This is a genomic window from Butyricimonas faecihominis (assembly GCF_033096445.1).
In the GTDB taxonomy this organism is placed as follows: Bacteria; Bacteroidota; Bacteroidia; order Bacteroidales; family Marinifilaceae; genus Butyricimonas; species Butyricimonas faecihominis.
Genome location: NZ_AP028155.1, coordinates 1515089 through 1526921, shown reverse-complemented (window position 1 = coordinate 1526921; position 11833 = coordinate 1515089). Strand labels below are relative to the sequence as shown.

Annotated in this window: 11 protein-coding genes; 9 read left to right on the top strand and 2 right to left on the bottom strand. The window is 53.1% G+C overall.

The annotated features are described in order from the left end of the window. Positions 1 to 44: 44 nt before the first annotated feature. The 3 genes from R8806_RS06470 to R8806_RS06460 all read left to right on the top strand — a co-directional run bounded on the left by R8806_RS06470 (position 45) and on the right by R8806_RS06460 (position 3514). Complete coding sequence (locus R8806_RS06470) at positions 45 to 638, top strand: acyl carrier protein phosphodiesterase (RefSeq protein WP_124317713.1); 594 nt, start codon at positions 45 to 47, stop codon at positions 636 to 638. Between the two features lie 22 nt (positions 639 to 660). Then, entirely contained in the window at positions 661 to 1509 is an 849-nt protein-coding gene (locus tag R8806_RS06465) for a mechanosensitive ion channel family protein (RefSeq protein WP_124317714.1), read from the top strand. A gap of 361 nt (positions 1510 to 1870) precedes the next feature. After that, the gene (locus R8806_RS06460; protein WP_124317715.1) at positions 1871 to 3514 is read left to right on the top strand and encodes a B12-binding domain-containing radical SAM protein; all 1644 of its coding nucleotides are present in this window, start codon (positions 1871 to 1873) and stop codon (positions 3512 to 3514) included. 180 nt (positions 3515 to 3694) lie between these two features. Here the strand turns inward: R8806_RS06460 and R8806_RS06455 are convergent, their stop codons facing one another. Continuing rightward, complete coding sequence (locus tag R8806_RS06455; RefSeq protein ID WP_124317716.1) at positions 3695 to 4294, bottom strand: anthranilate synthase component II; 600 nt, start codon at positions 4292 to 4294, stop codon at positions 3695 to 3697. A 110-nt stretch (positions 4295 to 4404) separates the two neighbouring features. On the opposite strand from R8806_RS06455, the gene R8806_RS06450 reads away from it, so the two are divergent. From R8806_RS06450 to R8806_RS06435, 4 genes are all read left to right on the top strand, one after another. Further along, positions 4405 to 5631, top strand: a complete 1227-nt coding sequence (locus R8806_RS06450; RefSeq protein WP_124317717.1) for an MFS transporter — start codon at positions 4405 to 4407, stop codon at positions 5629 to 5631. 2 nt (positions 5632 to 5633) lie between these two features. Then, positions 5634 to 6389, top strand: coding sequence for a lysophospholipid acyltransferase family protein (locus tag R8806_RS06445; protein WP_151412221.1), 756 nt, complete (start codon positions 5634 to 5636; stop codon positions 6387 to 6389). A gap of 14 nt (positions 6390 to 6403) precedes the next feature. After that, the gene (locus R8806_RS06440; RefSeq protein WP_373289722.1) at positions 6404 to 7393 is read left to right on the top strand and encodes an aminodeoxychorismate synthase component I; all 990 of its coding nucleotides are present in this window, start codon (positions 6404 to 6406) and stop codon (positions 7391 to 7393) included. Positions 7394 to 7574: 181 nt separating this feature from the next. Beyond that, positions 7575 to 8168: an aminotransferase class IV gene (locus R8806_RS06435; protein WP_151412220.1), complete on the top strand. Its 594-nt coding sequence runs from the start codon at positions 7575 to 7577 to the stop codon at positions 8166 to 8168. 136 nt (positions 8169 to 8304) lie between these two features. Here the strand turns inward: R8806_RS06435 and R8806_RS06430 are convergent, their stop codons facing one another. Beyond that, positions 8305 to 9246, bottom strand: a complete 942-nt coding sequence (locus tag R8806_RS06430) for a hypothetical protein (protein ID WP_124318422.1) — start codon at positions 9244 to 9246, stop codon at positions 8305 to 8307. A gap of 885 nt (positions 9247 to 10131) precedes the next feature. On the opposite strand from R8806_RS06430, the gene R8806_RS06425 reads away from it, so the two are divergent. Together R8806_RS06425 and R8806_RS06420 are read left to right on the top strand one after the other, a co-directional pair. Then, on the top strand, positions 10132 to 10875 hold the full coding sequence (locus tag R8806_RS06425) for a DUF3575 domain-containing protein (RefSeq protein WP_167513952.1): 744 nt from the start codon (positions 10132 to 10134) through the stop codon (positions 10873 to 10875). Positions 10876 to 10882: 7 nt separating this feature from the next. Further along, positions 10883 to 11749 carry a FimB/Mfa2 family fimbrial subunit gene (locus tag R8806_RS06420; protein WP_151412218.1) on the top strand — a complete coding sequence of 289 codons (867 nt, stop codon included), beginning with the start codon at positions 10883 to 10885 and terminating at the stop codon, positions 11747 to 11749. Positions 11750 to 11833: the final 84 nt, after the last annotated feature.

The window sequence follows — 11833 nt, the reverse complement described above, 5'->3', positions numbered from 1 at the left end:
GAAAAACTTGAAACTTGTTATAGGGTAAAAACGTAGACCAAAGAATGAATTATTTAGCACATATATTCCTCTCGGGAGATGATCGGAGAGTTCAGATCGGGAACTTTGTCGGGGATGCTGTTAAGGGACGGACTTACGAGAATTATCCGTCGGGTTTTCGGGAGGGTATTCTGTTACACCGGGAAATTGATGATTACACGGATCATCATCTCGTGGTTCGGGAGGCAATAGATATGTTGCGAGGTGATTTCGGACGTTATTCCGGCGTTTTGACGGATATTTATTTTGATCATTTATTGGCAAGGGATTTTCGACGTTATTCCGGGCGGTCATTGAGGTGGTTTGCTTGTGGTTTTTATGGGGCGTTAGTCTTGAATTATTGTTATTTACCGGAACGCTTTAAAGGATTCCTTTGGCATTTTATCCTGACGAATCGGTTGGTGCGTTACGCGTCCCTTTCCGGGATTAAGCGTTCGCTGGAAATCATGGTGGAGTACAAGAATCTGGGAGTTGACCCGGAGGCGGCCATCGTTTTTTTCGAGAGAAATCAGGATCGGTTGCAGGAGTTGTTTGATCGTTTCCTGCCGGATGTTCAAGAGAAATGTCGTTTGATGTTGGAGGCGGATATAAGTTGTTAATCATTAATATAAATTTAGGTGTATGGAAGAATTATTTGCAAAAACTTCTAATGTGTCATTAGATGTGTTCGTAACTAAGATGATCGATTTGGGAATATCGGTCGGTTCTAAGATTTTGTTGGCTATCGTTGTGTTCATTGTGGGACGCTGGATCGTTCGGCGATTGAACAAGTTGTTGGCGAAGATATTGGAAAAGCGTCACGTGGAGGCTTCTTTGTCTACGTTCGTGAAGAGTTTGGTGAATATCACGTTAACGTTGTTGTTGATTATCGTGGTGATCGGGGTGTTGGGTATCGAGACCAGCTCGTTTATAGCCTTGTTTGCATCTGCCGGTGTTGCCATTGGTATGGCATTGAGCGGTACGTTACAGAATTTTGCCGGAGGGGTGATGATTTTGTTGTTCAAGCCGTTTAAGGTTGGAGATACGATCGAGGCTCAGGGACAGAGTGGTACGGTGAGGGAGATCCAGATATTTAATACGATTTTAGCGACTCCCGATAATAAGATTATCATTATCCCGAATGGCGGTTTGTCAACGGGGTTGATGAAAAACTATTCACGGGAGGCTACTCGCCGGGTAGATTGGGAGTTCGGAATTGCTTACGGGGATGATTACACGAAGGCGAAGGCCGTGATTGCCCGTTTGCTGGATGCGGATGGACGTGTGTTGAAGGACCCGGCTTATTTTATTGCCTTGACTTCTTTGGGAGAGAGTTCGGTGAATATCGTGGTTCGTGCTTGGGTGAACGCCGGGGATTACTGGGGTGTTTATTTTGATATGAACGAGAAGGTGTACAAGACGTTCGCCGAGGAGAATCTGAATATCCCGTTCCCGCAGTTGGATGTGCATTTGCACGGGAAGGCAGAATAGGATTCTGCCGTTACAAGTTAACGGGTTACAGGTTACAAGTTATTTAAATAGAGGGGCTGTCTAAAAAGTCATTTCATTTCAAAAAACTCCTCCGTCACTTCGTGCCACCTCCTCTATAAACAGAGGAGGAGTTGGTGACTCTTCCTGAAGATAGGGAGTATTTCAGCTCTCCCTCTGTTTATAGAGGGAGTACGGCGAAGCCGGGAGGGAGTTTGAAAAATGACTTTTGGGACAGTTCCTTTTTTGTGTTGTTCTGGAACTTTTTTTCTTATGGAAAAAGCGTTAGCTTTGCGGGGTAGGGAAGGAGAGGGGGAAAGGTACTTGTAACTCGCCGGAGGCGAACACTAAAATTGAAATTGTTATGTTACTTCTTTGGTTGGATTTGAATTCTTCGTATGCTCATTCTTCATTGGCTCTTCCGGCTATTCATGCTCAAGTGGAAGGAAAGGAGGGGAATGTGGAATGGAGGAAAGTTTCAGCGACGATTAATTCAAATGTGGGGAGTGTGGTGGCCGAGATCGTGGCGGCCCGGCCCGATGTGGTGGCGGCTACGGCATGGTTGTTCACGCATGAGGTGTTGTTGAAGATCACGGCTCGGGTGAAGGCGTTGTTACCGGAATGTACCATTATATTCGGGGGACCGGAGATGCTGGGGGATAATGAGGAGTATTTGCGTCGGAATCGGCACGTGGCTTGCGTGTTTCGGGGAGAGGGTGAGTTGGGATTTCACGAGTGGCTGGGGGTGTACGATTGTCCTTCCCGGTGGAATGAGGTTGTGGGGCTGTGTTGGTTGGATGCGGAGGGTGTGTATCATGATGGGGGATTGGCGAGGGTGATGGAGTTCGATCAATTGATGATTCCGGAACACAGTCGTTTTTTCGATTGGACAAAGCCATTCGTGCAGTTGGAAACGACGAGGGGGTGTTTTAATACTTGTGCTTTTTGCGTGAGTGGGGCGGAGAAACCCGTGCGGGTGTTGTCCGTGGAGCGTATTCGGGAACGCCTGACTGTTATTCGGGATCATGGTATTCGGGATATTCGGTTGTTGGATCGTACTTTTAACGGGTCTTCCCGGAGGGCGATTCGTTTGCTGGAGTTGTTCCGGGAGTTTGCTCCGGGGATGCGTTTTCATTTGGAGATTCATCCGGCGTTGCTTTCCGATGAGGTGAAGGAGTTGTTGCGGGAGTTGCCTGCCGGGTTGTTGCATCTGGAGGCGGGGATTCAGAGTTTACGGGAGAATGTGTTACAGGCTTGTCGGCGAATCGGTGATTTGCAGGCGGCTTTGGACGGGCTGTGTTATTTGGCGTCATTACCTAATTTGGTGGTACACGCTGATTTGATTGCCGGGTTACCATTGTATTCTTTGGAACAGATGATCGAGGATGTGCGGGTGCTGGCCGGTTTCGGAACGGGAGAGATCCAGTTGGAGTTGTTGAAATTATTACCCGGAACGGCGATGCGTGCGGAGGCAGAGGCTTTGGGAATTGTCTATTCCCCGGACGTGCCGTACGAGGTGTTGCAGACGAAAGCGATGTCGGTGGAGGATTTGCGTCAAGCCCGGTTGTTGTCTCGTTTGATTGATGGTTTTTATAATGCTTTGGCGTGGCAGGGGGTGACCCGTAAGTTGATCGGGCATGATGAATGTTTCCTGTCGGATTTTCTACGCTGGATGGAGGAACGGGAGTTGTTGGAGCAACCGCTTAGTTTGGAACGACGGGGGGCGTTGTTGTACGAATTTTGCGAGGAACGGTACCCGATGTTTCTGACTGATATTTCGGTAGCGTGGATTGTTGCGGGGATTCCTTTTGCTAAGGAACCGAGTAAGCGGCTGAAACCGTGGAGTAAAGAGATTCCGGGGGATGTGGTGAACGTGATGGGGGAATACGAGAGTGTGATGCGGGTGTATCATTTACCGGGAGAAAAGGAGGAATTCTGGTTCGGTTTCGATCGGGGAAAATCGGCGTCAAGGCCATTGTACGTGGGGAAAAAACTGAGGGGATTTTAGATTCCGGTTGCGGGGGCAAATGATTGGGGTTCATAAGGTTTATAAAGTTCATAAAGTTTATAAGGTTCATAAAGTCACGGGTGTCCTTCGGACAATGTTTTAACGGCAGTTCAAGCTGCCGTTGACAAAGCGCCCCGCAGGGGTCCATAAACCTTATGAACCTTATAAACTTTATAAACCTTATAAACTCTTTTCTTCGTTTATCCAGTTGTTAATCATTTGGCGGCCTTGGCGGGTGATGATGGATTCGGGGTGATATTGAACGCCTCGGATGGGGAGGCTTGTGTGGTAGAAGGACATGATGTGACCTTCTTCGTCGAGGGCGCTGATGCGGAGGCATGAGGGGAGCGTGTGAGGGTTCACGATCCATGAGTGGTACCGTCCTACTTGCACGGGATAGGTGAGGCCGTGGTAGAGAATGTCGGTGGGATCGACGATGGTGAGGGGACTTTCGTGGCCGTGTTTGGGGAGAGGCAGTTGTTGCAAGCTGGCACCGAAGGATTCGGCGATGGCTTGATGACCGAGGCATACACCGAGGATGTCGTGAGTGGTTTTACAATGCTCGATGAGTGCGAGAAGTTCTCCGGCCTCGGCTGGAATTCCCGGTCCGGGGGATAACAGGAGCTTGTCGTAGCGGTCGAGCGAGGAAAAGTCGATTTGGTCGTTATAAACGATGTCGAATTGGCAGTGTTCGTTTTCCCGGAGGATTTGGACGAGGTTATAGACGAACGAGTCATGATTATCAATGACAAGTATATTTTTTATTTTTGAATTCTCCATGCCGTGGCTTTCTTTGTGAGGTGGATGACCTGTTTTCTTTCGCGAAAGTAGGAATTCGGGGGAAAATAAACTACTTTTGGCTGTTGTGTTTTATCATATAAGTTGTGATTATGGCGAAGAGAAAGAATTGGTTTTCCCTGTTTTTCACGAATTATCTGGGAGTTTTGAATGATAATTTCCTGAAGACGCTGGCGTGTTTTATTTGCATAGCTTGGGTGGGGAAGGAGAACGAGTCGATGGTGGTGACGCTGGCATCGGCGGCATTGGTGATACCGTATTTGCTGTTTTCCCCGTTGGCGGGACGATTGGCGAAGATATATAAAAAGCGAAAGATTGTGGTTTGGGCGAAGTTTGCCGAGATGCTGATTATGGTCGTGGCCACGGCCGGGTTCCTGACGCACTCGACGGGACTGGTGTTGTCGTCCATTTTGTTGATGGGGTTGCAGAGCGCGCTGTTTTCTCCTTCGAAGTACGGGTTGATTCGTGACATCGGGGGTGAAGAGGGGATTTCTTACGGTTCCGGGGCCATGGAGATGTTCGCTTTCGTGGGTATTCTGACAGGGACGTTGATGGCGGCCTTTTTGTCGGAGAGCGTGACGATCCCGGTGCTGTGCGTGATCCTGTTCGGGGTGGCGTTGTTCGGTTGGTTGTCGAGTCTGACGATTCGGGCGAACGAGAGCGAGCCGATGAAGGAGAGCCACGAGACGTTGAATCCCGTGAAGTTTGTGAAAGATATGTTCGTGCGGGCGTTGGCGTTCAAGGGGTTGAATCTGGTGGTCGTGGGACTGGCCACGTTCTGGTTTATCGGTTCGATGATTCAAATGGTGCTTATCGTGTACTGCCGTTCGGATTTGGGGATGAACGATTCGGAGACGGGTATCGTGATGTCGTTGGCTGCCGTGGGAATCGGGGCGGGATGTTATCTTGCCGGGGTGTTGTCTCGTCGGGACGTGGAGTTGGGATTGGTGCCGTACGGGGGGATCACGACGGGATTGACGTTGCTGGCAATATTCGTTTTTGACGCTCACGGGGTGACGTTCGGTGTACTTGTGTTCCTCGCCGCGTTTTTCAGCGGGATGTTCAAGGTACCGCTGGATGCTTGGATTCAAGCGAACGTGAAGGGGCGGGAGCTGGGGGATATGTTGGCTTACTCGAACTTGATCACTTTTCTGTTCATGTTGATGGCGTCGGGGTGTTTCGGGGGAATGACGATGTTTTTCGACACGAAGTACGTGTTTATTTTTCTTGCCGTGCTGACGTTCGCGATCACGATTGTTTTGTTCTCGTGCGTGGAGGAGGTGAGGGTAAGGTTTAAGAAGTTTAGACTAAAGAATTAGATATGGGTTATAAGAAGGTATTGGCGGCCTTTTACCGGGGCGTTTTGAGCGCCCGTTACCGGGTGCGCCTTGAGGGGGCGGGGTTGCTGGCCGAGCGGCGGGCAACGTTGTTTTTGCCTAATCATCAGGCGTCGGTCGATCCGCAGATTGTTTGTTCTCAGTTGTTACGTTACGTGGATGTGTCGCCGTTGGTGACGGAAGGGTATTTTAAAATCCCGGTGGTGGCTCAGGTGTTGCACTTGATGAACGCGGTGCGGGTACCGGATTTGGAGAAGAGCCGCCGGGGGGTGGAGATCGTGGCGGGGTTGAACCGGGTGGTGGTCGATGCTTTGGCGGCGGGGCATAACGTGTTGCTTTACCCGGCGGGGCAGTTGACGAGTAGCGGGTTGGAGCGTGTGGGGAACAAACAGGGGGCTTGGCAGGTGTGCCACCAGTTGCCGGAGGGAACGCGTGTCGTGGGTATGCGCATCCGGGGTTTGTGGGGGAGTATGTGGTCAAGGGCCAAGACGGGGCGCTCGCCGAATTTCGCGTGGACTTATCTGAAAGGGGTTTTTTACGTGCTGGCGAATTTGCTGTTTTTCGTGCCTCGGCGTGATGTGACGATTACTTTCGAGGACATTACCGACGACGCGGTGCGTTATGCCGCGGAGGGACGGCAGCCGTTCAATCGTTTCTTGGAGAGTTTTTATAATGCTCCGGGTGAGGAGCAACCTTTGTTTTTAAAACATTTCTTTTACGTGAGGGGACGGGGTCACTGACCGTCTTTGGGGTTATGAGTATGATTACAGCAAACGAGGTCCGGGTGTGCATGAACGAGGCGGGAGCCCGGCGGGAACCGTTTTTGTTCGGTGTTGATTTCGAGTTGTCGGAAGGCTTTTTCGTGTCCGACCCGTTGGGACAGCAAGAGATTCTTTTCGAGGCCGGGGGTGTCACTAATTCCCCGGTGAGGGAAGGGATGCCGGGGGAGGTGTCGGAAAGGGTGTTTTCCCCGAATCCGGTGGCATACGAGGTTTACCGGGAGAAGTTTGCCGCGGTGCGGGAGGGATTGGCTCGCGGCGATTCTTTTTTGTTGAACCTGACGGTGGCAACGGGGTTGGAGACGGGCTGGACGTTGGAAGAGATTTTCCACCGTGCCCGGTCGCCTTACCGTTTGTTGGTTCCGGGGCGATTTGTCTGTTTCTCGCCGGAGATTTTCGTGCGGGTGGACGAGGGGGTGATTTCTTCTTACCCGATGAAGGGAACGATTGATGCCTCGGTGCCTGACGCGGGGCGGGTGATTCTGGAGGATTACAAGGAGCGTTCGGAGCATAACACGATCGTGGATTTGATCCGGAATGATCTTAACCGGGTGGCGGAACGGGTGGACGTGCGGCGTTTCCGGTATATCGATCGTTTGCGGGTGAGCCGGGGGGAAATTCTCCAAGTGAGTTCGGAGGTGACGGGACGGTTGACGGGGGATTATTATTCCCGTTTGGGGGAGGTGGTTTTCGGGATGTTGCCTGCCGGGTCTATTTCGGGTGCGCCGAAACCTTCGACGTTACGTATTATTGCCCGGGCGGAGGGTGAACGGAGAGGGTTTTACACGGGTGTCTTCGGGTATTTTGACGGGAAGAGGCTGGATTCGGCGGTGATGATTCGCTATATAGAGGTGCGTGACGGGCGGTATTATTTTCGTAGTGGCGGGGGAATCACGATTAATAGTGAGTGCCGGGCGGAGTACGAGGAGGTGCTGGCAAAGGTGTATCTTCCGTTCGATAAGTAATCATGCTCAAACTCCTCCGTCACTTCGTGCCACCTCCTCTATAAACAGAGGAGGAGCTGGTACTTCATCCTAAAGACAGAGAGTTACTTAGCTCTCCCTCTGTTTATAGAGGGAGTACGGCGAAGCCGGGAGGGAGTTAATTTGCTATGAATTTGTATATAAGTTTCTAAATAAATTTGTTATGGAGCGTTTTATCGAGACGATCAAGGTGCTGGACGGGCAGTTTTATAATTTGGAAGCCCACGAGCGAAGGGCAAGGGCGACGGCGGAGGCCTTTTTCGGGAAGCCTCTCGCGTGGGAGGTCGGGCGGATGGTTGTTCCGGCCGCGATGTGTTCCGGGTTGGTGAAGTGTCGGGTGGTGTATGATTCGGAGGTCCGGGAGGTGAGTTTTCAGCCTTACGTGATGAGGCGGATCAGGAGTTTGCGACTGGTGAATGGGGATGGCGTGGACTACCGCTACAAATCGACGGATCGGTCGGTGTTTGCCCGTTTGCTGGAAAAGCGGGGGGAGTGTGATGACGTGTTGATCGTGCGGGATGGATGGGTGACCGATACCTCTTTTACGAACGTGGTGTTCGAGGATGCGGGGGGTGGTCTTTACACGCCGGAGACTTGTTTGCTTGAGGGGACTAGGCGGCAGAGTTTGTTGGACGAGGGGAGGATTCAGGCGTGCCCGATCCGGGTGGAGGATATTCGTCGTTTCCGGCGGGCGTTGCTGGTGAACGCGATGATTGGGTTGGAGGATGAGGTGGAGGTTTTGGATTTTAGATTTTAGATTGAACCCCCTCTGGGAGGGTGTGTCAAAAGGTATTTTATCCTCAAAAAACTCCTCTGTCTGCTTCGCAGCCACCTCCTCTATGAACAGAGGAGGAGCTGGAATGCTATCTTGCTTTAAAGTTAAAAACTAAATTCTAAATTCCTTTCAGCCTGTCGATGCCGGCACGGAGGCCGGTGAGTTTGGCTTCGAAGGGGGGGAGGCCGGCGCGGAGGGCGTCTTTTTCGGCGCGGGAGGCGACAGTTTTTTCCTCTTTTTTGGCCCGGTCGATGGCTTCGAGTTGCTCGTCGGTGGCGGTGTTGCGGAGGATGGCGAGGTGTAGGCGGGCGTCTTCCCATTCCTGCTCGACTTTGGCGAGGGCGATTTCCCGGGCCGTGGGGGGCGGGTAGGAGCGGACGGTGGGCGAGGAGTAGGTGCCATCGGCGGAGGCGGCGAAGGTGTAGATGAAGAGGTTGACCTTGTTCCAGCCCGCGGGGATGACGGTGGAGGTGATGCCGTTCTCGCCTCTTTGCCGCAAGGTTTCGAGCATACCGCGCATGAGGTACTCGATGGCGGGGACGGGGCCGTCGGCGTTGTTCACGGAGAAGAGGCAGGCGAAGAGCTTGTCGTCGTCGCGGGCGAGGCCACCGGGGATGACTTCCGCGGTCTGGGTGAAGGTGACGATGCCCTCTTCGAGGTTGACGGCGACGTCAACGTTCGGGGCGTCGAGGGAGCCGGAGGAGACGGACATGTTGTCGAAGTCGTACTCCAGCACGATTTCCTTGGTGTCCTTGTCGCGGGTGGCGGTGCAGAGCGTTTTCACGTTCTTCTGGACGAAGGCGTTGGCCGGGCTCTGGTTGCGTTTGCGTTCAAGGAATCCCTCGCGGAGGATGACTTTGAGGACGCGGGTGACTTTCCCGCTGCCCCCGTACCCGGCAATGCGCAGGTCCCGTTTCTCGCGTTTCGCGGGGTCCTTGTAGGTGGGGTCTTTCTTGCCTTTCATGCTGCCGATGATCTCGCCATCGGGACGGGTGGAGAATTTGTGCTGTCCGATACTCTTGCGTAATTCCCAGAATATCGCTGATTTTCCTTTACTCATGATTTTTCTTTTTAGAGGTGTGGTGCCGCCCGCCCGGTGTTTTTGTTTTATGCCGGGGGGACGGTTTTGTTTTTTGTCGTGTTACCCGCGGGGGCGTCGTTGCCGGGGTGTTTTGCCCGGGAACGAGGGGCTTTTCCCGTTCGTGACGCGGGGGACATCGTGAGGGGATGTTCCCGCGTTTCCGCGGTGGCGGTCACGGGGTGACGCGCTTGCCGCGATTTTCTTCCGGTGCTTTTCTCCTCACGAAAAGCACTTCGTTGGTGGTTTTGTTTCCATGTTGTAGTGCAAAGTTGAAACTATTATTCGGGGAAAACAAGTAAAATGAGTATTATTTTTAAAGTATTTTTAATGTAGTTAAATAATTTTAGTGTAAAATTGTATGAAACATAATGGAATTTTATGGTATTGGTTTTTAGTGTTTTACACGTTTTTATTGTTTTTGACCTCCGGCAGCCCGCGCCGGCAAAGGGCTGAGAAGGTATATAGCCTGCTTAAAGCCTGCTATTAACCTGCTAGAAGCCTGCCCGGGCAGGGGTGTTATTAGGTGTGTGACACGTGATATTTAGTTAAGTGATGGGCGTTGGGGATTGTTTCTCGTGAGAATGGGGGTGGTGTAATATTGGGGTATATGGTGTTCTGATGTTGGATGTGTCGGTTCGCGTGGAAAGGGGGTGAAACGGGACGATTGGAATCTGAATAAACGATCGTTTAAAGATTCTGCAATTTAGCTATATTTTCGAAATATGCAAATTTAAATGCAAACTATTTTCGATTCTGAGCAACAATAAGTTACACGGATGCGGAAAACGAAACGATTTTTCATTTTTAAATCCGCTTTAAACGATCGTTTTTTGATATAACACGATCATAATAATATGTATGCTGATGAAAAGAGTATTTACATTATTAATGAGTATGTTTCTCGTGACACGGGTGTTCGCGGTTTTGCCGTTGCCCGTGTCGGCGGGAGAGGAATTGTTGTTTTCGTGGCGTGATAGTACGCGGGAAAAGGAGAGCTGGACGGGGCGGGCCCGTCGGGCGGAGAACGTGGAGATTCGTCGCGATCGACCGAGGCGGGAGGCGATGGGACGGGAGAGCTGGACGATCGCGGAGTTTTTGTCCCGCGGCGGCGAGGTGTGGGACGGGGGAGAGAGGCTGGGGCCGCGAGGGTTCACGTTGCGGGCGAATCTGGCCCGGTGGGTGACGTTGACGCCGGACGTGGGGGTGGAGTGGCGGTCGAACGGTGGCTGGGGCGTGGTGGTGAACGGGACGTGGACATCGTGGAGCCGCGGCGGGCGGAGGTATGCCTTGTGGTGCGTGTCGCCGGGGGTGCGTTATTACTTGCCGGGCGGGTGGCACGTCGGGGTGTTCGGTCAAGGCGGGGAGTTTAATTACAAGCCGGGAAAGACGGGGCGACAGGGGGATTATCTCGGTGGCGGTGTCGCGGGTGGTCGCCGGTGGTGGCTCGGGCGGCGGTGGTCGTTGGATGTCGAGGTCGGCGCGGGGTACACGCGGGGGAAGTACGAGAAGTACAGGCTGATCCACGATACCCGGGTGCGGGGACGGGAGGTGAAGAAGGGGTACTGGGGCGTGAATCGTTTCGGGATTAATTTGGAATTTAAAATTTAGGATCGGTATGAAAAGAGATAGACGAAGATGGACGCGGTTGGCGTTCGGCGGGTTGTTGTGGGCCTGTTGCTGGGGGTGCGTGAAGGACGAGTTGCATAACACGCCTTACCCGGATCTGGGGACGGTGATGGTGGCGGCGGACTGGTCGGGCCGCTCGTCGGACGCGGCGGTGCCGGGGACGTGGGAGTTGTACGTGGATGGCGTGGACGGCGCGGGGGTCGTGGTGGAGAAGGAGGGGGCGACGTGCGGGTTGCACGATCCGGGGAAGCATGACTTGGTGGCTTTTAACCGGGCGGAAGGGGTCGGTTTTCGCGATTCGGTCGCGGTGGTGGAGGTGCTGGCTGACGGGACGCTGGAGCCGTTGCCGGGTTTCCTGTTCACGGGGACGGGAACGGTGGATGCCGTGGCGGACGACACGACGCGGGTGACGCTGCGGATGAGGCAACGGACACGGACGCTGGAGCTGGTGTTGAAGTTGTCACCCGGTGACGCGGGGCGCGTGGAGGCGGTCGAGGCGGGGTTGACGGGGATCGCGTCGTTACTGGACGTGAGGACGGGGGAGGTGCCTGCCGGGGCGGTGGGGACGGTGGCTCCCGTGTTCGGGAGCGTGACGGGAGGAGAGGGTTTCGCGGCGCGGGTGCGGTTGCTGGGTGTCGTGGCGGGGGAGAAACAGGTGCTGACGCTGGCGATTCGGATGGCGGGGGGACGCGTGGAGCGGGTGGTGACGGATTTGACGGGGGCGTTGGCGAGGTTCGGTGACGGGGTGGAGCCACTGGTGCTGGACGCGACGCTGGAGTTGCCCGCGGCGGGAGAGGTCGGGGCGGTGATCGAGGGGTGGAAGGTGGTGGAGAATGGAGAAATAGAGGTAATTTAGAATTTAGAGTTTAGAATTTAGAATGGAAAAACAACTACCCCCTTCGGAAGATAAAAGATAAAGACTAAAAGATAAAAGTTGAAT

Coding starts and splice junctions, on each gene's coding strand:
- R8806_RS06470 (WP_124317713.1), top strand. CDS start 45: ATGAATTATTTAGCACATATATTCCTCTCGGGAGATGATCGGAGAGTT.
- R8806_RS06465 (WP_124317714.1), top strand. CDS start 661: ATGGAAGAATTATTTGCAAAAACTTCTAATGTGTCATTAGATGTGTTC.
- R8806_RS06460 (WP_124317715.1), top strand. CDS start 1,871: ATGTTACTTCTTTGGTTGGATTTGAATTCTTCGTATGCTCATTCTTCA.
- R8806_RS06455 (WP_124317716.1), bottom strand. CDS start 4,294: ATGGAGAATTCAAAAATAAAAAATATACTTGTCATTGATAATCATGAC.
- R8806_RS06450 (WP_124317717.1), top strand. CDS start 4,405: ATGGCGAAGAGAAAGAATTGGTTTTCCCTGTTTTTCACGAATTATCTG.
- R8806_RS06445 (WP_151412221.1), top strand. CDS start 5,634: ATGGGTTATAAGAAGGTATTGGCGGCCTTTTACCGGGGCGTTTTGAGC.
- R8806_RS06440 (WP_373289722.1), top strand. CDS start 6,404: ATGAGTATGATTACAGCAAACGAGGTCCGGGTGTGCATGAACGAGGCG.
- R8806_RS06435 (WP_151412220.1), top strand. CDS start 7,575: ATGGAGCGTTTTATCGAGACGATCAAGGTGCTGGACGGGCAGTTTTAT.
- R8806_RS06430 (WP_124318422.1), bottom strand. CDS start 9,246: ATGAGTAAAGGAAAATCAGCGATATTCTGGGAATTACGCAAGAGTATC.
- R8806_RS06425 (WP_167513952.1), top strand. CDS start 10,132: ATGAAAAGAGTATTTACATTATTAATGAGTATGTTTCTCGTGACACGG.
- R8806_RS06420 (WP_151412218.1), top strand. CDS start 10,883: ATGAAAAGAGATAGACGAAGATGGACGCGGTTGGCGTTCGGCGGGTTG.